This is a genomic window from Veillonella sp. LMAG:90 (genome assembly GCF_008679445.1).
Lineage (GTDB): Bacteria > Bacillota > Negativicutes > Veillonellales > Veillonellaceae > Veillonella_A.
Map to the genome: position 1 here is coordinate 1,785,472 of NZ_NAND01000001.1, position 22,766 is coordinate 1,808,237.

Here is a 22,766-nt window from a genome sequence, read left to right on the forward strand (position 1 = left end):
TTCAAAAATTCTGATTTATTAATTTTGGGCTTATAGGACAAAAAGTGTGTGTGGCTTTTTTAAATTAATCCCAATAAATTGGAAATTCCGTGGACATATGGAACTCATTCCAGACAATGGCATCGCCCCATTGGGGTAAGATATTATCAGGACGGTTATTCCGCATTATCCTACGGTAAGTAGCAGCGATTGTTTTATCTGTAGGCATACATTTTAATATTTCAGCAACAGGAAGCGGTCTAGGTGAGTGCTCGTAACACCACCAATAGACCGCTTTTAATCGTCTTTCTAAGGATAATCCTCTGTGGTCTCGTAACATCCCCCTAAGTTGCGCATTAACGCCTCCTTCCAGTCGATTGTTCGTTGTAGGTACGGTAATATCTACAAACGTCAGGTAGGTAAATAGAGTCTCATCTCTAATTAATCGTAAAAGTCCTGCCTCAGCTTTTAAGAGGCGTTCATGAGTAGCCCTTTTATTCCCATTTTCGTCAACTGTCATTTCACGTAAGAAGTCATCAAACTCTTCTCTCCAAGCTAATAATCCATCAATCCAAGTATAGGCATCATCTATCGATTGAATCTTAAATAAACGCTTTGCCAGTTCATATAAAGCCTTGCCGGCTATTGTTTTTGGTGCAGAAGTTGTATACCTTCTTACTTGCGCAAAAACGTGAAATAAACAACGTTGATGGTTACTTGTCGGCCACCTCTTTGCCAAGGCCTTAGCAAATCCGGATCCGCCATCTGAGATAACAACACGCGGAGGAGCAATACGGTCCATTAATGCTTGCCAAGCTCTAGAGTTCTCATATCTACATACATACCAGCCTAACACATGGTCCTTACTACAACAAATAAGTACACAGAGCTTACGCGTTAGGTATATGCCGTCAAAGTAAAGCACATCATATACTTCCTCAATCTTTGGTGGAAGGCACCATATGGACCAAAATTTAGCGGTTTTACGTCTAAATGTACGCCCGCCTCCAGGCATATCCTGCTGCATCTGTTTACTAAATAACCATTTCAAAAACAGCTTTAGATTATGACTATCGGTGTTAATATTGTTAGTGAAAGCGACTTTACAGTGCTTACAAAACCATCGCTGAGAACCGGATTTCAATATACCGTGTTTTATACATTTTCGACCACAATCAGGGCAAACTACTTGTTTAATATTAATCATCCTCCTATTTATGTTTTTATTTAGGAAGATATAATACCATTTTAGTCAGTAGTTATGTGGGTTCACGCATGTTTTTACACACACTTTTTGTCCACCCTTTATCTTTGTCAAAAAAAGATAAAAGTGCTATAAACCCAGTATCTATCTAGGTTTACAGCACTTTTTACACACACTTTTTGTCCTATAACTCTAATTTTGCATACCTTGGGTTATTTTGAATATAGCTTGGGGTATTTTAATATTTCTTGAATTGTTTTAAATATAACTTAAGTTGTTTTAATACAGCTTGAATTACTTTAAATTATGAAAATAAAATAAGACCCAATCACTAATACATAATGATTGGATCTTATTGGGTCATTGACGTATCAAAACAGATAAAAAATCTTATTTCTGTTTGCAAACCTGGTTGCCTACAGTGCAGCTTGTTTTGCAAGCGGACTGGCAAGAAGTCTGACATTCGCCGCAGCCACCGGTTTTAGCAGTTTTCTGTAAAGATTCAGTGTTGATTGTACGAATTCGTTTTGCCATGGTGTTCAACCTCCTCAAAATACTACTATACGTTACATTTATTTTAACATAGTAACGCGATAATCGGCAATAGTTCTCTTAATGCGAAATATCAATATCCCCTATGTGATTGAGAAATACGTTGATAATTCTCTTTCCTTTTCAGCCTCAAAAAAGTATTATAAACTGCCTCAAGCTGCCTTTAACATTCTTATAAAATGCATATTATTGGGCGCCTAACGCGGTTTTCAATACCTTCAAATTATCTTCCATGATGGATAAATAGGTGGCCCCTGCTTTCATTTGTTCTTCCGTTAAGCCTTCTACCGGATTTAACATATACACCTTAGCGCCCGTTTCCTTGGCAATAGCTTCCGCTAATTTCGGATTAACCAGTTCCTCACTGAAGATAGCCTTTACTTTATGAGCTTTTACAAAACTGATAATCGACGCCATCCGTTCCGGTGTCGGTTCCGCATCCGGCGCTACCCCCATGATGCCCAATTGGGTAAAACCATAACGATTGGCCAAATAACCGAATGCCTCATGAGTTACGACCAACTCTTTACTTGGAACAGTTTGAGCAAATGCCTCATACTGTGCATCCAAAGCTGTCAATTTTTCTTTATAGGCTTTGCCGTTAGCTTCATAATAATCTTTGTTGGCCGGATCAGCTTCACTAAAAGCGGCCACTACAGCGTCCACTTCTTTTACCACATTCATTAGATTGAGCCAGATATGAGGATCCACCGTACCATGATGATGGTCATGGCCGTCATTGTCATGATGCGCTGCATCGGTATGATGGTCGTGATCATGGTCAGCTTCCGCTTCCTTGTCAAGGTCTACGGTTTTAATCGGCATAACGTCAACCGACTTAGCCAGTTCCACCGGTTTAGCCTCTTTTAGGATATCAGGAGCCAATAATTTTTCACTCGGTTCCAAACCGGCGCCGTTGTAAATAAATACTTTTGCCTGACCGACTGCTTTCAGATCTTTCACGGTCGGTTCCCAATCATGAGGTTCTGTTCCCGGCGGCACCAATAAAGTTACCTTCACTTTATCCCCGCCTACTTGTTTCGCTATATCATAGGCCGGATATACCGTTGCCACTACGGGTAAGCCCCCTTTACCGTCATTACCGGTGCTATCTCCCAAACTACAGCCTCCCAGTATGGCGGCGCCCGCTACCAAAATGATAGTCAACACAGCTGTGAGACGCCATTTGCGCCAATTCATTTGAATATTCATTTCATCGCCTCTCTTTCATCAATATCTATTCATATATCAATATATACATTCAAAAAGCCCCGACATGACGTCGGGGCTAATGGTTTAACATATTATTTATCTGTTTTAAGTTTAGCCCTGAGCGCCATGACTACCGGCGTACCTACTACCACAGCCGCCAATGCTTCAAGCGGTCCGTGGAATACGGCTACCCCGATTACAATATTTGCCACATGGTCTACAGGAATCCCTTTAGCTGCTGCATAAGGTTCTGCATAGATAAGGTAAATCAAGCCCATTACCATTACGGTATGCACGATTGTGCCTACGAATAAGGCAAGCATAACACGCCACACCGGTCTTTGAATCGGCAAATAGCGATACACATAATACGCAATAGGTCCGATTAACATACGTGGTAATATGGAAATTATCGGGTTTAAAAATACGAAAGACATAATGTTTGGCTGTACCATGTTTTGAACCAAACTGTAAGACCCGAAAATGAAACCGATAACCATACCGATTTTTGGGCCTTCTAAAAGTGCGCCGATTAAAGTCGGAATATGCAAAATAGTCGCATAAATCGGTGGAATCGGAATAAATCCTAACCCGCTGACACCCAGTACTACGGTTAACGCGGACAACAAACCGATAACAGTCAATTGTCGCAAGCTAAATCGCTGACGCGGATACGGACTTTTCGTATCCATATTATCTTTTTCCATGTAAAAAATCCTCCGTTCTCATTCCTATTCGGATATAAGTCGAATACATATTTAATTCTAAAACCTCATTTTTCAAAAAAGCAGTTGCTTAAAATTGCACAAAAACTATTATACCATATAGTACATAGTACGACATATTACATGATGTGCCGTAAAGGCTATTTTGCCTGTCTTTTCAAAATAAAATCTTCTAAAAGTATGCCTAAACCAACAGACATACCAAGTACAATGAATTCAAGCAAGCCCGGGGTGATGTACACCAACCAATTGCCTTGGAATACCGGCATCAGGAAGTATAACAATTCCATAAAGAAGTCCGGCTTCCAACCATACATCAAGTGGCCGTTGATGGCGAGCCATACCAAGGCGGTTACCATAATACGAGCCAAACGAAGGCCTTGTTTTTGCCCCATTCGCGGATGCAAATAAATGGCAATAACACCCATGGTCCAAATAACAAAACCATAGAGCCAAAGTTGTAAAAAGGTAAATACTTGCGGACTGAGTTGCGCTGCCAATATTGGATCGGGCACATTTAAAAATAACACATCCCCTAATAAAAGCATCGGTACCGGCAAGGAATAGACCGCCATATCCAAGGAATCATCGAACCAGCGATTAAACCGTGGCCGGTCCGCAAAAAGTGTCAAAATAACGGCCACAATAGTCATGGCCAATAGACAAACCGTAAATACCACAATCCAGCCAAGCATAATCATACCCATGCTGCCGGAAGCAATAGCATAAGGAATGACACTGTCACCTAGGAAGAAAAAGGTTAAGCACCAAATCCAACTATACGCATACAAACTGTTACGCCACGGATAGGTCAAAAATTGTTGCAACTTATCTTGACGGCGCAGCACCATAGGCGTCAAGAATGAAAGTACCAAGAAAGCTACCATACCCAATGAAACACCTTGCAACGCCAATATAATCATTGTCACCGGCAATACGATGGCAAGATTTAAAACAAACATGCGCAAAACATTTTTTATCATTTAGCGGCCCTCCCTCTTACGAGTGAATTTAGTATATAACCGGCCGTCAATGAAAGCGAAACCTGAATATACATAACAATTACAAAGGCTATATCACGACCAAAGCTTGGCAAGCCCCAAAGGAATGAAAAATCGCCTACAAAAAAGGTCTGATACGTGGCCAGTTGAACGATGACCCAACCCAATATATAGAAAATACGGCCCACGCGCTTTTCTTCCGGACCGAAACCACTTCGCTTCGAAGATAAATACGCCACCGGCACCAATAATGACAACACCAAATAACTGACAAGTGCCACCATAGCACTGGACCCGTTATGAATAGTGTAGGCACCTAAGGGTACTAATATGATGAAAAAACTCATATATAGCGTGCGTCCCAAAATATCCGCAAGGACTTTCATACTAAAAACCTCCTACATCCTTATCTTAACAGTATAATTTTACTATAGGACGCCTTAAAACTCAACCGCAAAAGGCGGTGCTCCGAAGAACACCGCCTTAATACTGTTTATAAATACCTTAGTTCCGCTTACGCTACAACACGAGCCGTCGTTTCAATTACCGAATCATCCTCTTCAGATTTAGCCGGTAACAATGGCGTCATACTGCGTAAACCAATACCTAACGTAAACAGATTATGCATCCATGCCGTCGTGCTTGGTGTCAATACCTGGAATAAACCAAGACCTACCAAAGCGCCGTTAACACCGACAATGGAGTTGTAATTAAATTGAATACGATCCATCAATTGCATAGCAATGCGACGTAAGTCTACAAGACTGGAAAGATTATCGGAGGAAACCGTAACATTGGCGATTTTCTGGGCAATCGGTGCCCCTTCATTCATCGCAACGCCTACATGGGCTTCCGACAAGGCCGGCGAATCATTGATGCCGTCGCCAACCATCATAACCGTATACCCTTCTTCTTTAGCTTTCTTCACATAAGCCGCTTTATCGCCCGGCAATACTTCCGCATGCACTTCGTCGATGCCGATTTCACGTGCAACCCGTTCTGCATTGCGTTTGCTGTCACCGGTCATCATAACGACTTTCTTAATACCCAATTCGTGAAGTTCTTTAACAACTTGTTTTGCTTCTTCACGCACCGGATCTTTAATGCAAAGAACGGCAGCCAAACGACCACTGATGGCTAAGTATAAATGAGAGGAGGAATCCGGCAAATTGTCGAATTTTTCCTGTTCCCCTTCCGGAATAACAACTTTTTCATCGTCAAAAATAAAGTGCGCACTACCGATTCGGCATTTGCGATTGCCCACTTTGGAGGCAATGCCGTGAGCTACGATATATTCAACCTTAGAGGAGTGTTTTTCCTTATGAGGCAAATTATGCTGTTCCGCTGCATTAACCACGGCTTTTGCCATAGAATGAGGAAAATGTTCTTCCAAGCAAGCAGCAAGCATGAGCATATCATCCGGATCATGATCTTCAAAGGTAATAATCTGTTCAAATACCGGTTCTGCTTTAGTCAATGTACCTGTTTTATCAAAAACAACCACATCAGCAGCGGCAATTTGTTCCAAATATTTACCGCCTTTAACGGTGATACCACGCTTCGACGCTTCTTCCATGGCCGATAATACCGCCAACGGAATGCTTAATTTTAAAGCGCAAGAGAAGTCAACCATCAAGAACGATAAGGCCTTCATCGTATTACGGGTCAACAAATACGTTAAGATAGTGCCGGCAAAACTGATTGGCACTAATTTATCGGCCATGTGGAACGCCTTCTGTTCCATACCGGATTTCATCTGTTCCGATTCTTCGATAAGAGCCACAATTTGTTCATAACGCGATGATTTGGAATTACCGCGAACTTCGATTACACAATGGCCTTCTTCTACGACAGTACCTGCATATACCGAAGTATTTTCATCACGGCGAACCGGTTCCGGTTCACCGGTCATGGAACTTTCGTTCACAAGGACAACGCCTTCTACTACTACACCGTCCAATGGCACCACTTCACCTTGACGAAGTACCACGAGGTCGCCTTCGACAACTTCGGATACAGGCCGACTCACTTCAACGCCATCCACTTTAACCCAAACTTTATCCACATTGAGGGACATACTTTCGGCCAAATTGAGGACGGACTTACGGAGTGTCCATTCTTCCAAGGTTTCGCCAATACCCAAGAGGTACATTACGGCGCCTGCCGTGGATACGTCACCGCGTAACAAGGATACGGTAATCGCTACGCCATCCAATACTTCTACAGTTAATTTGCGATGCCATAACATAGTTACCGCTTTTTTCGCAAATTTTAAAGCATTAAACCAAGACCATACCATATTGATTGGTGCCGGTAACAATAACTTTTTACCTAAATACATAAGAGTCTGACTGATCATGGACTCTTTGTATTGTTTATTGACAAGTCGCGGTGAGTATTCCGTCAATGCCGGTGCATCTTCGAAATTCAAATCGTTAAGTGCCAGTAATGCATCACGAACAGCTATTTCATCCCCTGTATGGTGGATAATAAGGTCACGTGAACGCGTAAAAAACTGAGCTTTTTCAATCGCCGGATTCTGCATTAAAGTCGTTTCAACATAAGCGGCTTCGGCATCATCGAATAAGTGACCGGAAATAGTAACATGAAGACGTTTCGATAATCTTTGAATAACCGAAAACTTCAACATATTAATTATTCACCCTTTTCTTCGCCTTGTTCTTCTTCAAACAAAGCTTCTTCTTTACGGCGATTTTCGTTGATTTCCTGAGCATCAGCCAAAATGCTGCCGCTGGAAGCCTGTACTTTTTCAGCAGTCTGCATTACGCTTTCTTTAGCGCGAAGACCTGCAGCTACAACATTGGCATACACTTTCTTAGCATCTTTGCTGGTCAACATTTTAAGACCTACAGTACCAAGAGCCAAACCGGCTGCGAATAAATTAGCGGATTTTACTTTTTCTTTGTTTACGTTGAACATATAAATCTCACCTTTCCTCTACAAGATGTAAGGCACCAAAGTGTTCCTTACAAGAATAGAATAAGCGCCTATTGCTTTATCATAACCACCCGTAGAACGGGTGGTTTGCTCTGACCCTATAAGGGTCTTTCTCTAGTGGTTGCCCTCTAAAGAGGGCTTTGAGTAATCTGACAACCACTCTATTACCACTGGCTGCCCCCTACTCGGGGGCTTTTATTTTTGCCTACTTTACCTGCTCACCCGTGAACGGGTCCATATATTCTTTAAAATTTAACGTATCTTGAGCTATATCTTCTTGTAATTGATTGCGAATATACTCCTTTATCGCTCCTTCGTATCTGCCTACCGTATCCACATAATATCCTCTACACCAAAAATGTCGATTCCCATACTTATATTTTAAATTAGCATGTTTATCGAATATCATGAGGCTACTTTTACTCTTTAAATACCCCATAAAACTTGATACACTTAAATGTGGAGGTATAGTAACGAGCATATGTATATGATCGGGGCAGCACTCCGCCTCTATAATCTCCACATTCTTTCTTGTACATAAATCTCTTAATATTTTCCCTATATCAACTTTTATTCGCCCATATATAACTTGTCGTCTATACTTAGGTGCAAAGACAATATGGTATTTACATCTCCATTTACTATGTGATAAGCTTTTTACGTCATTCATTGACATTGAACCTCCTAAGTTGAAATGTTGTGGTTGCCAGACCAACTTCATTGTATCATTAGGAGGTTCTTTCCTTTTCTATAAGAATTTTTTACCGACCCCCAGTTTAACTGGGGGTTTTGTCATGCCTATTCGGCGTACAATAAAAATAGCCAAGGTCTACCCGAACCTTGGCTACTTTTGCCGTAAATCCATCGAATACACTGTATTCGTCAGTCATTACCCTTATGAAATCCTATTTGTTGCCCCCACAACCGCAGCCACAACCAGAGGAAGAAATTTCTTTCTTCTTGCCGTTACCGCTACCACCGCAACCGCAACTGCAGCCGCTCTTGCCGCTTAAGGTCTTATACGCCTTGCGAGCAACAAATAATACAGCGATTAATCCGATAAGATATACTATTAGGTTCTCCATTATCATACACCATCCTTAATCAATAATCAATAGTGATTTGTAAAAAATTTTGAGAAAAACATTGATTGGCGTTATATTCTCAACGATTATCAGTAGTCAATTCTCATTTAGATTTTCATGGGAACAAGCTAATAACTTAACAGAAAAACGCATTTCAGTTTTGAATCATTTAATAAATAACTGTTTTTTTCAATCAATGGAAACCAAGTAAACGACCGCCATTGTAGACGATAAAGGCTGCTACCCAAGCAAGGGCCGTTGAATAAACAACGAAGAAAGTTAACCAGCCCCAACCGCCGGCTTCACGTTTGAATACGGCCATAGCCGCAAAACATGGCGGATAAATAAGAACGAACATCATCAAACCAACTGCAACGAGTGGTGTGAATGAAGGGTCCTGACGTAAGTAAACTTGCAATGGCTGTTCATTATCTTCATCAGCCGCAATAGAGTAGAGTGTACCCAAGGTACTTACCATAACTTCTTTAGCAGCGAGAGCTGTAACCAAGGATACGCTCATCTTCCAGTCGAAACCAAGCGGTCTCATAACCGGTTCAATGAATTTACCGATGGAGGCTACATAAGATCCTTCCAATTTTTCAGTAGATTCTTTTTGGTCGAGTTCGCCGATAGCTTCGTCTTTTTCTTGGTTATTAAGGTAAATAGCCCAAGCAACCGGGAATGCATCAGCATTGGCTACTTGAAGGTCATGGAAGTAATCAGGAACTTCAGGTGCAGCATTTGCATCTTCAGCTGTAGCGGCTTCGTCAGTCGCAGCGGCTTCACCGTTAAGACCTTCATCGCCGATTTCTTCTTCCCCTTCTTCAGCGGCAGCTTCGTCTTGTTCTGTCTGAATAGCTGTCATTTCGTCAACCATAGCCATAACCGGTGCTTTTTGTTCATCCGTAGCAATACCGTACTGAAGCAAGATTGCATTATCACGCGCTTCGTATTCTTGGGTTACCTGATCGCGAGCGGCGTCAAAGTCTTGAGACATTGGCACATCTTGCGGATAGGATGCCAAGAACCAAATCAATACGGACGCTGCTAAAATGAAAGTACCTGCTTTTTTAAGATATAAGAAAGCACGTTCCCACATATGCATTAACACGCTCTTAAGAGTTGGCATATGGTATGGCGGTAATTCCATTACGAATGGTTCGGATTCGCCCGGGAATAAGAATTTGCGGAAAATTTTAGCCATTACAATAGCCAATACGATGCCGGCAAAATAAATGGCAGCCAATACGTTACCACGTTGTGCTACCGGGAAGAATGCCCCGATGAACAAAGTGTATACCGGCAAACGAGCACTACAGGTCATGAACTGGGAAACAAGAATCGTAATCATTCGATCGCGGTTATTATCCAAGATACGAGCACCCATAATAGTAGGAATACTACAACCATAACCCATAAGGAGGGGAATAAAGGATTTCCCGTGTAAACCGCAGGCACGCATGATACGGTCCATTACGAATGCCGCACGCGCCATGTAACCGGTATCTTCAAGGAACGCAATGCCCAAGAACAAGAGTACGATAAGTGGAACGAAACTCATTACCGCACCAACACCGGCGATGATACCGTCAACCACCAAGGAATTCAATTGGCCTTCCGGAATTACCGCACCGGCCCAATCGCCAAGGGCTGTGAAAGCGTCTTCAATCCAGCCTTGCGGATAAGCACCGATTGTATTTACGAGATTAAATAAGAGCCACATTACAAATACGAAAATCGGTAAGCCCCAAATACGGTGGGTAAGCACTTTATCGATACGGTCGGAACGGGTTTCGATTTCCTTAGGCGTACCTTTTATAGCATTATTATAAGTAGCAACGGCAAAGCTGTGACGGAATTCTTGGAAAATAATTTCTAAATCAACTTTGTCTTTAAGCTCTTCGCGCCACTGTTCTGCTTTTGCCAAAACCGCTTCGGTACGTTCAAAGGCTTTTACTTTTTTAATTACATCAGGATCGGCTTCCAATAATTTAATAGCCACCCAACGCAATGGATAAGTAATAGTATCTGCTTTCTCAAGTTCATTAACAATATCTCTAATAGCCGGTTCAAGTTCAGGACCATAATCAATAGTCGCACTTGGTTTTTTCGCTTCTTTGGCTACATCGATAACAGCTTGTAATAATTCGGTCGTACCTACATTATTGCGACCAACTGTTTCTACGATAGTCGCACCGGTCAATTCACTCAATTTTTTAATGTCAATGTGAACACCCATTTCTTTGGCCACATCGGACATATTAAGCGCCATAACCAACGGACGTTCCAATTCCAACAATTGAGCCGCTAAATATAAGTTACGTTCCAAATTAGATGCATCAATAACGTTAACGAGAACATCCGGTTCATCATTGATAATTACGTTACGCGCTACTAATTCATCAAGGGAGCGAGCTGTTAAGCTGTATGTACCCGGCAAGTCAATAAAGAGTAAATCTTTACCGCTGAAAGTACATTCCCCTTCTTTCTTTTCTACCGTTACACCGGGATAGTTACCAACATGCTGTTTGGCACCGGTAATATTATTAAAAATTGTAGTTTTACCACAGTTCGGATTACCGGCCAGAGCAATTCGGATAGACGTGGTATTTTGGTCACTCATTCTAGGCCTCCTGACTCACTTCAATATCAATAGTTTCTGCTTCGCTGACACGCAACGCTAAATCAAAGTTCTTTACTTTAATTTCAATGGGATCACCCAAAGGTGCGAATTTCATAACACGCACGAAAGTCCCCGGAACGAGGCCCATGTCAACGAGACGGTGTTTGATGTTACCGGAACCGCGCAACTGTTTAATTGTGCCCGCTTCGCCGGTTTTCATCGACGCCAATGATTTTATCACTATCTACACCTCCTTGTGGCCGAACCAAACAAACTCATCTTCCAAAATTTGCTTAAGAACTGCACTGAAACTGAAAAAAAATTACAATTAAATTATAACATAGTCACTGAGAAAATCAATAACCATTTTCAATATCGAATCTTATGAATGTAGATAGACAATCTTCAATTTTCATTATCACTGCTCATCTTTTCAGTATTTTCTCATGAATAATAGCCTCGCCATTCTCATTCTAATTTGAAACGTCTTCTCTTTTATTCTCAATTATAATTAAACTTCAAATATTATCAAAAGATTATCAATTAAATAACTATTCTCAATGAATTATTAAAATATTTATTTCGCAAAAAAAGTATGCCCTTAAGTTCAAATTGTCCTATATATATCGATTCTTTTATATAAATCATCTATGTATGATATAATAAAAATAGATTTAGCTAATTTAATACCAATGAATCCCATTTATTTTACAAAATCAACGTTAACAGCTAATTGACGAAGTTCCCTATTCCCCTCCGGGAATCATCACTCAAAGTATTACAAATTAAAGATAAGGAGATATATATGAAATCATTTCAAACTCTCGGCGTTGTGCCCGAACTCATAGACTCCCTGGCCAAACAAGGTATTAAGGAGCCTACTCCGATTCAGGAACAAGCCATTCCCCCTGCTTTCAAAGGCAACGACTTAATCGCTATGGCGCAAACCGGTACAGGCAAAACGCTGGCATTTTTAATTCCTGTTTTGCAGCGCATCAATATCGAAGTGTTCCAAGAACAAGCACTTATTATTGCCCCAACCCGCGAATTGGTAAAACAAATTGCCGACGAAGCCAAGGCTATCGGCGATATTTTGGGCGTTGATATTCTTCCCCTCATCGGCGGCCGCACTATTGAAGGGCAGCTACAACAATTAGGCCGTCGTCCTCATGTAATCCTCGGCACGCCGGGGCGTTTATTAGACCACGCCACGCGCGGTTCCCTTCACCTCGATACGGTGCGCCGCGTAGTTCTCGACGAGGCGGACCAGATGCTTCACATGGGCTTTTTACCGGATGTAGAATCCCTTATTGAAAAAACTAACGCCAACCGTCAATTGTTACTCTTCTCCGCTACCGTGCCGGATCGCATCCGCAGCCTTGCCAAAACTTACATGAAAAAACCAATGTCCGTAACGGTTAAAGGCAATAACGTAACCTTAGATACCATTGAACAAAAGGTTATCATGGTAAAACCGGAAGAAAAGTTGGACCGTTTAATGGCTCAACTAAGAGAAGACAATCCGTATTTAGCCATTGTTTTCTGTAATAAAAAAGAAGGCGCCATTAAGCTCTCCTACGAATTAACGGCAGCCGGTTTTAACATCGGCGAATTACACGGTGATTTAACACAAGGTCGCCGCACGCAAATTCTGCGTGATTTTGCCCGTGCCCGTACGCAAATCTTGGTAGCTACCGACATTGCGGCCCGCGGTATCGACATTGAAGGCATCAGTCATGTATATAACTACGATGTGCCGCACGATGTAGATTACTACATTCACCGTATCGGCCGTACCGGTCGTGCCGGTACCAACGGCATTGCCATTACCTATGCGACACAAGCGGACGAAACATGGCTTCGCCGTATCGAACGAGCCATTGAAGCAACATTGACAAAATACACGACCGACGGTCAAGTAAAAACCAAAGGCCGTGCCCAAGCACCTAAAAAAACAACGTCATCCAAAAAACCGACTATTAAATCATCCTATCAGGCAACTAAAGCGAAACGACATAAGGCAACAGGCCATAAAGGGGTTAACACAAGACGCCGTCGTTCTCGCTAATAGGATTTAATGTCCTATAACCCGATTTAATAATACAGTGCCTTTCACTATAAGCACTTACAAGCACGTATAAATTAAGGACTACTCTCATAGACACGCTGTTCGTACTTTGAATAGCATGTTCCTATAAGAATAGTCCTTTTTTATTATATATTTGATTTACTTTAAATTATGTGCAAACTGCCTTATTAAAAACAACCGGTTTCCCGTCTACATCAGCCACGGTAGTGCGACACTTAGGTTGATTAGCACAGGTCCAACTTGTATTACCATTACGCACAATGGCTACTAAATAGCCTTCACCGCAACGCGGGCATTTATATTGCAAGGTCCCCTTTTCCTTAGCCGCCGCCAAAGCTTCCGCCACCTGTGGGTCAATAGAATCCACACTTCCTCGGCCGAAGCCGGTCGAATTTCCGGTCCCATTTCCGTTTAAAGGTCCGCCTTGAACTTTACCGGCATTTGAAGGGTTTGTCGAGACAGGCTTAGTAAAATTACATTTTGGATAATCGGTACAACCGTAAAATTCCCCGAATTTACCGTTTCTAAGTCTTAATTTTCCCTTGCCGCAACGCGGACAAGCTTCGAGCTTACTGAGTTCTTCTTCCGACAAGGCTGCACCGCCTCGATTGATAGCATTACCGGTTCCGCCTGATGGGCGTTTCACCGTACGCACGGTGCTGACAATATTAAAACCGTCTGTATCGAGACCATCCATATTCATGCCGCTATTGGCCTTGTTAATCAAACTTTTTAAGAATTCAATCTGATCAATCAAAAAAGAATCCAACGTATCCCGGCCTTCGCTAATAGCCGCCAAGCGTTCTTCCCAAAGAGCTGTTTCATCGGGATAGAGCATTTCCTCCGGTAAAGCATCCACCAAGGTATACCCCAAAGATGTAGGTTGAATTACTTTCTTTTTGCCTTTTGCAGACATAAACTTACGTGTAATCAATTCATCAATGATGGTAGCCCTGGTTGCTTCCGTACCGATACCGGATACGGCCTTCAATTGCTTTTTCAAATCCTCATTTTTCACATACTTGTGAATTTCTTTCATAGCCTGCAATAAAGTGGCTGCCGTAAAACGGCTCGGCGGTTTGGTCTGCTTCGCATCAATAGCCATATTATCTACATCAACAGAATCGCCTTTTTTCACATTCGGCAGTTCACCACTCTCTTCAATAGGCTGTTTGCGTTTTTTACTTGCTTCCTGCGAATCCGCCTCTTCATCACCGACCGAATCATCCCCATCATTGCCGTCATCCGTTGCTGAATCGTCCTTTTTAGCTTTTTGATATAAAGCCTTCCAGCCTACTACCAAAATAACGCGACCATGAGCGACAAATTCCTCATCACATTGGGTCACCGTTAAACGAGTTTGCTCGTATTCATGTTCCGGATAAAACTGCGTAATATAGGACTGGGCGATGAGAAAAAAAATATTTCTCTCCATGTCCGGCAACGTAGCCATGTTACAAGCCACCGTCGTTGGAATAATGGCATGGTGAGCGGTGATTTTCTTATCGTTCCACGCCCGTGATTTAATGGTTAAATCAGCACCTTGAGCCCATTCACCGATAACGCCGCTGTTTTTACTTAAATTCTGTATGATTGCATGGCGATCTTCAAATTGATTTGTCGGTAAATAATCACAATCCGAACGCGGGTAAGTAGTCAATTTCTTTTCATATAATTTCTGCGCCGTATCGAGCACCTGCTGCGGGTCATAACCATAAGCCTTCCCTGCTGCAACCTGCAATGCCGACAACGATAAAGGCAGACGCTGGGCTTCTTTTTTCTTCGTCTTCTCCCGTTTGGAAATGACGCCCGTCTTACCATCCATCAAGCGCTTAGCCAATTCTTCGGCTACCGCTTTTTTTATTAAACGCCCTTCCGGGTCGAGGCCGATTTGATCGTCTTTAGGCTGCCACGTGGCCCAGAAACTGCCGTTCGGATGTTTGTATAAAACTTTTAAGGTAAAGTAATCAACGGGCACGAAATTTTCCAATTCCCGTTCACGGCGAACCACCAAGGCCAGGGTCGGGGTTTTTACACGGCCAATCGGAAAGGTAACTTTATTCCCCTGCCTGCGTTGCTGTAAGGTATAAGCACGGGATAAATTCATGCCTACGAGCCAATCGGCGCGGGCTCTGGCCAAAGCAGATTGTTGTAAATTATAAAAATCCTTATTATCACGCAAGTCATTGAGAGCTGCGCGAATCGACTTTTCATCCAGCGCATTCAACAAAATACGCTGCACAGGTTTCTTATTATTTACGTACACTAAAATCTCATCAATAAGGAGCTGTCCTTCGCGATCCGGGTCACCGGCGTTAACAATTGTATCCGCATCTTCGATAAGCTTTTTAATAGTCTGAAACTGCTTAGCACTGCTCTTCGTCACCAGCAATTGCCATTCGTCTGGCACTATGGGCAAATCGGCGGCATTCCAACGCTTATAGCGTTCATTATAGTCCCCCGGCTGAGCCTGTTCCAACACATGTCCAAAGGCCCAAGTGACTACATCATCGCCTTGCACAATAAAACCGTCGCGCTTTTGCACATTCTTCTGCTCCGGTAAATATTTACTTATTTCTCGCCCCATACTGGGCTTTTCGGCAATAAATAATCTCATAGGCCCTCCTTTGTCTGTTCTATTATACACTAAACCGGGCGTTCATAAAAGGAACCCACTCATACCGGTGGTGCGGATACGCCCCAATGGTGCTTCTAGTCACCAAATATGCACTCCATGATAATGGCCCACGCCTGCTCCACGCCTAAACCGTCATCCCTGTGACTATCTTAAATTTAATAAAATGAATTTAATGACAAAACGCCCGTCATTAGTATATAATTTTAAGGATAGATAATTTGTATGAGGTGACAACATGACATTCTTAGAAGAAGTTAGACGCCGACGCACGTTTGCCATCATTTCGCATCCGGATGCCGGTAAAACTACATTAACTGAAAAACTGCTCCTTTACGGTGGTGCTATTCACTTAGCCGGGTCCGTAAAGTCTCGTAAAACTCAAAAATATGCCGTATCCGACTGGATGGAAATCGAAAAACAACGTGGTATCTCGGTAACAAGTTCCGTGCTTCAATTCGATTATGACGGCTGCCGCGTCAATATCTTGGACACCCCCGGTCACCAAGACTTCTCGGAAGATACTTACCGTACCTTAATGGCCGCAGACAGTGCAGTCATGCTTATCGACGTAGCGAAAGGTGTGGAAGCGCAGACAAAAAAACTCTTTGCTGTATGTAAAGAGCGCGGTATTCCTATTTTCACCTTCGTCAACAAAATTGACCATTTCGGCCGTAATCCCTTTGATTTGATGGAAGAAATTGAAAACTCCTTGGGCATTCGCGCCGTTCCTATGAACTGGCCAGTTGGCATCAACGGAGAATATCAGGGGATTTACGACCGAGAAACTCACACGGTTGACCTTTTTGCCAAAGACGAAACACATGGTCAGCAAAAATTGGCATCTACCAAAGAATCGGTAGACGATCCGGCATTTCGTGAGTTATTGGGCGAAGAAGTGCATCAGTCCTTGATTGATGATATTGAACTCCTCGACGTAGCAGGCGACGAATTCGATTTCGACCGTGTTCGTGCCGGTGAATTAACGCCAATGTTCTTCGGTTCCGCTATGACAAACTTCGGGGTTAAACCGTTTTTAGAAAAATTCCTCGACTTAGCCCCCTCCCCGACTCCTCGCCAAGCCATTGAAGAAACCGTAGAAGCCACTTCCGAAGACTTCTCCGCCTTTGTTTTCAAAATCCAAGCCAATATGAACCCTAACCATCACGATCGCATCGTGTTCATGCGTATTTGCTCCGGTAAGTTTGAAAAAGGCATGTCCGTATTGCATCGTCAATCGAATAAAAGTATTCGCCTGGCGCAGCCGCAACAGTTCTTGGCTACGGAACGCACGATTATCGACGAAGCCTATCCCGGCGACATTATCGGTGTTTTTGATGCCGGTACTATGGGCGTAGGTGATACCCTTTGTGCTCCTAATCACAAAGTAACCTTCGGCGACTTCCCTGTGTTCCCACCGGAATTCTTTGCCCGCGTCAACCCGAAAGATACGATGAAACGTAAACAATTCCAAAAAGGGATGACTCAATTGGCCCAGGAAGGTGCGGTACAGATTTTTGAACAGCCTCATTCCATGGACTCCTTCATCGTCGGCGCCGTTGGTATGCTTCAGTTTGAAGTATTACAGTATCGTTTACGCAATGAATACGGTGTTGAACCGATTACTGATTCCCTCCCTTACAGCGTAGCCCGTTGGGTAAAAGAAGATGTGGATATTAAGCAGCTTAAAGGTCTTGATAATGCCATGGCTGTTAAAGATAATCGGGGGCGAACCGTTATTTTGATAAGTAATGAGTGGCAAATGGGATGGGTTGTGGAACGAAATCCTGATGTGACGTTCTTAGAGACGCCGGCGCTGAATGAGCATATTTAGTATTTGCTTGGGCGGTAAGCTTAAAATAATTATTTAAAAATAGAAGGTGTCCATGTATTAGATATTTTCTTTTGGCAAAATAAATAATTAATTTGCGAATAAAATAGAGAGGATTCCTGCCGAAAAGTGACTGCGCTTTTGGCAGATAAAATCTAAAACACTTAATATAAATAGAGAGGACTCGTGCCGAAAAGTGACTGCGCTTCGCTTGTAAAACTTTTCTTACACGAGTCCTCTCTATTTCTTTTATATCATCTCAATTCAAAGCTTTTATCTGCCAAAAGAAAAGACTATAGAACTTCCTACAAGGGTCCTCTCTATTTTTTATATCATCTCAATTTAAAATCAATTTTGCCAAAAGAAAACTCCAATCTACTCTTACATGGACACTTTCTATTGTAAACATCTCAATTTAAGGCTTACCGCCCGAAAGCAAACACCTGCGTATCTCCTCTATTCAGCGCCCGGTGGCACTCTAATTCAGTTCACATCATGATTTCGTGGAGGTGGTGAGGCTCTGAGTCAGACTCACACAAAAAAAGAAGGTTCCAAGCAAGGAACGCCTTTTACTGTGAAACAGTCAGGCTTCCGGTGTGGAACCTTCTTTTTACTTAGAAAAGTGGCACTATTGATGCCAAGGTTGGATGGTTATGGGCGAGCAGGAAGTCACGGAGTGACCACAGGCCGCCGATGATTTCTACGTAGTGGAGGCGTAGTTGCATGCTTAGGAGTGGGTTGTCTCCTTCAAATACGGGTACGCGGTCCAGGTTAAAGCGGTTTTCACCGCTTCTTACATTCCCTGTATCAACGGTAAATGCCAAGCGATAGCCTGCTGCCTGAGCCAAAGCGTCTACTTGCGGGTTAGTAAAGCCGCACGGATAGGCGATGTATTGCACCGGATGGCCTAGTGTAGTTTCTAATAATGTTTTAGAATGGCTAAATTCATCAGCCACCGCATCGCTGGAGAGCTTGCGCAAATCTTTATGCGAATAGGTATGAGATTCAACTTCAAATATATGGCTTGCTTCCATTTCTTTCAGCTGCTCCGCCGATAAGAATCCGGGAGCGCCAATGGAGTCGCCAATCATAAACAAAGTGGCCTTCATGCCGTATTCTTTTAAAATCGGCATTGCTTCGGTATAGTTGTCTACATAGCCGTCATCAAATGTGATTACGACCGGTTTACTTGGCAATGGCAAATTATTCTGCAAATAGCCGTATAATTCTTCCATAGTAATCGCATGATAACCTTGCTCTTGTAAATATGCCATTTGATTTCTGAAATCCGAAGTTTTCATTGTCAATGGGGAAAATTTTTCATCATTCACTTGATGATAGTTTAAAACGGGAATCCCTCGCAGTGTATACACCGGTGCGGTAAAATAAAACACCAAAGTCGCAAACACAACTAAAATAGCGACTACACCAAACACTTTACCTGTTAAACGTAACATTACGCTTTTAACTCCTATGAAACTCTTGCAACTTATATTTTTGAAAACGCAGGTTAACTTTCTAATTATTGCTTACTCTTGCAACTTATATTAAAAAAATGCAGGCTAACTTTCTAATTATTGCTTGCTATTTTATTATTTCATTGCAAAAGACTAAGCTACTATTTTTAGTCAAAATAGTAGCTTACTTTTATCCTTAAACACCAGCCGAATTTTATTTCAAATTTCAGCTGACATCTAATAATACGCCTATACTTTTAAATTTGCAATAGTTATTTTTGAAAAATAATTTTATACCCTGTTATAATGTTTTATCTTTATTTTTGAAAACTAATTTTATAACCTGCTGTTGCGGTCAATATTTATTTTTGAAAAATAATTTTATGCCTTGCCGTAGAGTTCATGCCAAGCATTAGCCAAAGCGGCAAAGTCATCTAAGGTAAAGGTTTCACCGCGCAAAAAGCCGTCAATGCCGGCTTTTTCTAAAATAGCCGCAATCTGTTCTTTAGCGAGACCGGTTGTTTTCATAGTATTGCTAAATGTTTTACGACGCTGCGCAAAAGCGGCCTTAATAACACGGAATAAGAGTTTTTCATCAGCCACTTGTACCGGTGGTTCTTTGCGCAAACGACAGCGAATAACCGCACTGGTTACTTCAGGTGGCGGCAAGAAGGATTTAGGCGACACTTCGAATACGATATCCGGTTCCGTATAGTACTGTACAGCCACGGAGAGTGCACCATACGCTTTGGTTCCCGGTTCGGCCACCATGCGCTCTGCCACTTCTTTTTGTACCATTACGACGAGTCGCTCAATAGGAAGTTTCATTTCCAATAGGGACATAATAATCGGCGTCGTAATATAATATGGTAAATTTGCCACTACTTTAAACGGCTTATGGTTCATTAATTCAGGAATATTTACTTTTAAAATATCGCCATGAATTATATTAACATTGTCATAGCCTGCTAAGGTCGTATCCAATACTTCCAACAAACGGCGGTCCAATTCTACGGCCGTCACATCCGCTTTACTCTGTGCCAAGCCCTGCGTAAGCGTACCGATGCCCGGTCCGATTTCCAATACCGGCTCCCCCGGTACCAGCTGGGCTGCTTTTACAATATCATCTACCACATGGCGGGAGATGAGAAAGTTTTGTCCCAACTTTTTACTCATGTGAATGCCAAAGCGTTTGCATATGTAATGCACTACTTCGGGACTCGCAATAATTGATTCTAACATATATATCCTTTCAAAAGAGTACTTTAACTCATTGTATTCGCACTACCGATCGCTAACAATCCCACCTATCATCATATCGTGTAAACGCCCGACTAGCCGCTTATTATGTCAAGTAAGCCTCCAACTAGCCGCTTATTATATCAATTAGGCATCTGACTAGCCAATCATTATGTCGCGCATGGCCTCATTAAAGCCCTCACGGGTAACGCCGTAGTGATTTAAACGGTATAAAAACTGCTTGCTGTTGCCATAACCGATGCCCAGTTTAGCACCTGCAATAGCGCGATTATCGGCGCTACGCGGTGAACCGGTTAAGTTATGAGCTACCATGTCCTGCATGGTAAATTCTTCAGACGACTCAAGCGACTGTGTGTGTAATTTTCCTAACGCTTCACGAATGGCTTCCGGTGGCGCTTGTTCAATCCCAATATCATCGTTGGCGGTTGCTAAGTCACGCGAGATAAATGCATGCTGCGCATCCGGAAATTTTTTGGCCAAGAAACGACGAATTCGTTCGCCCGCCGTGTCAGGGTCGGTAAAAATAATAATTCCTCTTTTTTCATAGGCAACTTGTATTTGCTCCAATACCCCTTTGCGTAAAGTAAATCCTTCGGTAGCAATACAATCAGCCTCTACTGCTTTGGCAATCTGCTGAATATCCGACTTGCCTTCGACTACGATTACTTCTTTTAACATAAGTATTTCCTTTCCACAATGGCCAAACAATCAACTGTGAATAAAATCAACTGTGAATAAAATAGGCTTTATAGCTACTTAATTTTACCAAATTTTTCAAAAATAATAAAGAAGAGGCTATAACAACATGCGGGTCAAAACGCATTTCGTTACAACCTCTTCTTACGACGAGTTTACATATTTAATTACTGTAAAAATTCAATTACTATGAAGTTTATCAGGCCTAAATTAGGTACTGAAAAAACTTCTTTACTGTAAAACATAAACTTCTACAGAACGGCGACCAAATTCCATCGCCTCACCATAAGATTCCATTAATAGGTCAATTTTGTGACCTCTAATAGCTCCGCCGGTATCCGCTGCTATAGCCATGCCATAGCCCGGAATGTAAAGACGTGTACCCAATGGAATCACATTCGGATCCACTGCTACAACGCCTCGTCTGGCCACCATGCCGGTAGCCGTGATGCCTCGACCATCACCATCACCCGGTAAATACGCTGACGCTTCCATAGTCAGCACCTCGCGATAGCGTACTACCCCACGAGAGGTTTCTACCACATCTCGTGAACCTTCTTTGATGATTGTCGGTACCATCCGTTTAATATCATTCTGACTAATAATTTGCTTTTTGATTTCCTTACCATCCTGGTACAAGATTTCCTCCTCAACGGAAACTAAACCGGGAGTACCCTCTTGGATAACTTCCTGTTCGCCGATGTGCATGGAGTCGTCTCGCTGACGAATAACCTGTACTTCTACAGGCTGTTCGTAAGTTTTTACAGAACGACCGGTTACATGAGCTATAGCAACCTCACTACCAGCTTGTAAGTGCTGATTGCTATCTCCCAATGGTACGTAATTAGGTGCATGATATCCCAACTCATCAGCTAGACCCTGGGCTGTCGTTTGAACGGTCATAACATCTTTAGCTACGCCGTCAATCGTTACTTTTACAGGAAATGCTCGTAGAACTGTTAATTGAGTTCCGTTTTGCAAAGTCTGCGTATTTAATAATACAGCATCTTTTGGCCCGAGCGTAATCCCGGCATCGTGTAAAATGCCCTCCGCTGAGTTGAGGTGTGTCCTAACAATCTGTGCTTGACCATCAGCTAAAATCGTAACCGATTTCTCATTCCAAGCAAAGCCTGAAATCGTCATAAACACGACCGCTAGGAGTAACAGCAAAAGTGACGTATGGCGTCTCAAGAGGGTCGCCATATTCTTCTTTTGCATTACTAGATATTTTGTCATCTAATCCCTCCTACCGCGCTATTCTACCACAAAGAGATACAGAGCGTCAACAAAACGGCCGGACGGTATAAATAAACACAGCATCTTCAGATTTCTCTCATGTTTATATTTTTCTTTATTTTTCGTTTATGTCCTTTTGTAGTGTACACAAAATAGCTACAATTATATTTATTTATTTTATTTATAATCTCCTCATTTTTATTTTATTCTCTTTAGGAATAAT

General features: G+C 42.3%; 19 protein-coding genes. 2 read left to right on the top strand and 17 right to left on the bottom strand.

Annotation, left to right across the window (positions count from 1 at the left end):
• Positions 1-64: 64 nt before the first annotated feature.
• The 12 genes from CCC71_RS07905 to CCC71_RS07960 all read right to left on the bottom strand — a co-directional run bounded on the left by CCC71_RS07905 (position 65) and on the right by CCC71_RS07960 (position 11,583).
• Positions 65-1,177: an IS1249 family transposase gene (locus CCC71_RS07905; RefSeq protein ID WP_296333593.1), complete on the bottom strand. Its 1,113-nt coding sequence runs from the start codon at positions 1,175-1,177 to the stop codon at positions 65-67.
• A gap of 396 nt (positions 1,178-1,573) precedes the next feature.
• Entirely contained in the window at positions 1,574-1,717 is a 144-nt protein-coding gene (gene scfA, locus CCC71_RS07910; protein WP_004693318.1) for a six-cysteine ranthipeptide SCIFF, read from the bottom strand.
• A gap of 204 nt (positions 1,718-1,921) precedes the next feature.
• Positions 1,922-2,947 (bottom strand): metal ABC transporter solute-binding protein, Zn/Mn family, encoded by a 1,026-nt coding sequence (locus CCC71_RS07915; RefSeq protein ID WP_021842406.1) that lies wholly within the window; start codon positions 2,945-2,947, stop codon positions 1,922-1,924.
• Between the two features lie 92 nt (positions 2,948-3,039).
• Positions 3,040-3,654 (bottom strand): ECF transporter S component, encoded by a 615-nt coding sequence (locus CCC71_RS07920; RefSeq protein ID WP_021842405.1) that lies wholly within the window; start codon positions 3,652-3,654, stop codon positions 3,040-3,042.
• Between the two features lie 158 nt (positions 3,655-3,812).
• Entirely contained in the window at positions 3,813-4,655 is an 843-nt protein-coding gene (locus CCC71_RS07925; protein WP_021842404.1) for a hypothetical protein, read from the bottom strand.
• Positions 4,652-5,059 (bottom strand): hypothetical protein, encoded by a 408-nt coding sequence (locus CCC71_RS07930; RefSeq protein WP_021842403.1) that lies wholly within the window; start codon positions 5,057-5,059, stop codon positions 4,652-4,654. Before CCC71_RS07930 ends, CCC71_RS07925 begins: the two co-directional genes overlap by 4 nt.
• Before the next feature lie 128 nt (positions 5,060-5,187).
• Positions 5,188-7,323 carry a heavy metal translocating P-type ATPase gene (locus CCC71_RS07935; protein WP_156704883.1) on the bottom strand — a complete coding sequence of 712 codons (2,136 nt, stop codon included), beginning with the start codon at positions 7,321-7,323 and terminating at the stop codon, positions 5,188-5,190.
• A 5-nt stretch (positions 7,324-7,328) separates the two neighbouring features.
• On the bottom strand, positions 7,329-7,613 hold the full coding sequence (locus CCC71_RS07940; protein WP_021842401.1) for a DUF6110 family protein: 285 nt from the start codon (positions 7,611-7,613) through the stop codon (positions 7,329-7,331).
• A 223-nt stretch (positions 7,614-7,836) separates the two neighbouring features.
• Entirely contained in the window at positions 7,837-8,301 is a 465-nt protein-coding gene (tnpA, locus tag CCC71_RS07945) for an IS200/IS605 family transposase (protein WP_156703932.1), read from the bottom strand.
• 235 nt (positions 8,302-8,536) lie between these two features.
• A complete protein-coding gene (locus tag CCC71_RS07950; RefSeq protein ID WP_127059017.1) occupies positions 8,537-8,716 on the bottom strand; it encodes a FeoB-associated Cys-rich membrane protein in 180 nt (59 codons plus the stop codon).
• Positions 8,717-8,909: 193 nt separating this feature from the next.
• On the bottom strand, positions 8,910-11,339 hold the full coding sequence (gene feoB, locus CCC71_RS07955; protein WP_021842398.1) for a ferrous iron transport protein B: 2,430 nt from the start codon (positions 11,337-11,339) through the stop codon (positions 8,910-8,912).
• 1 nt (position 11,340) lies between these two features.
• Positions 11,341-11,583, bottom strand: a complete 243-nt coding sequence (locus CCC71_RS07960; protein ID WP_127059015.1) for a FeoA family protein — start codon at positions 11,581-11,583, stop codon at positions 11,341-11,343.
• A gap of 561 nt (positions 11,584-12,144) precedes the next feature.
• Here CCC71_RS07960 and CCC71_RS07965 point away from each other — a divergent pair.
• Positions 12,145-13,407, top strand: a complete 1,263-nt coding sequence (locus tag CCC71_RS07965) for a DEAD/DEAH box helicase (RefSeq protein ID WP_021842396.1) — start codon at positions 12,145-12,147, stop codon at positions 13,405-13,407.
• Positions 13,408-13,576: 169 nt separating this feature from the next.
• Here the strand turns inward: CCC71_RS07965 and CCC71_RS07970 are convergent, their stop codons facing one another.
• Positions 13,577-16,045, bottom strand: a complete 2,469-nt coding sequence (locus CCC71_RS07970; RefSeq protein ID WP_296333413.1) for a DNA topoisomerase III — start codon at positions 16,043-16,045, stop codon at positions 13,577-13,579.
• Positions 16,046-16,301: 256 nt separating this feature from the next.
• Here CCC71_RS07970 and CCC71_RS07975 point away from each other — a divergent pair, with 256 nt between their 5' ends.
• Positions 16,302-17,897, top strand: a complete 1,596-nt coding sequence (locus CCC71_RS07975; protein ID WP_296333415.1) for a peptide chain release factor 3 — start codon at positions 16,302-16,304, stop codon at positions 17,895-17,897.
• Positions 17,898-18,508: 611 nt separating this feature from the next.
• On the opposite strand, the gene CCC71_RS07980 is transcribed toward CCC71_RS07975, so the two are convergent.
• The 4 genes from CCC71_RS07980 to CCC71_RS07995 form a co-directional block, all read right to left on the bottom strand.
• A complete protein-coding gene (locus tag CCC71_RS07980; RefSeq protein ID WP_021842393.1) occupies positions 18,509-19,351 on the bottom strand; it encodes a polysaccharide deacetylase family protein in 843 nt (280 codons plus the stop codon).
• 381 nt (positions 19,352-19,732) lie between these two features.
• The gene (rsmA, locus tag CCC71_RS07985; protein WP_021842392.1) at positions 19,733-20,593 is read right to left on the bottom strand and encodes a 16S rRNA (adenine(1518)-N(6)/adenine(1519)-N(6))-dimethyltransferase RsmA; all 861 of its coding nucleotides are present in this window, start codon (positions 20,591-20,593) and stop codon (positions 19,733-19,735) included.
• A 156-nt stretch (positions 20,594-20,749) separates the two neighbouring features.
• Positions 20,750-21,289, bottom strand: a complete 540-nt coding sequence (rnmV, locus tag CCC71_RS07990) for a ribonuclease M5 (protein WP_021842391.1) — start codon at positions 21,287-21,289, stop codon at positions 20,750-20,752.
• 249 nt (positions 21,290-21,538) lie between these two features.
• Positions 21,539-22,543: a 3D domain-containing protein gene (locus CCC71_RS07995; protein WP_226974572.1), complete on the bottom strand. Its 1,005-nt coding sequence runs from the start codon at positions 22,541-22,543 to the stop codon at positions 21,539-21,541.
• Between the last annotated feature and the right edge of the window lie 223 nt (positions 22,544-22,766).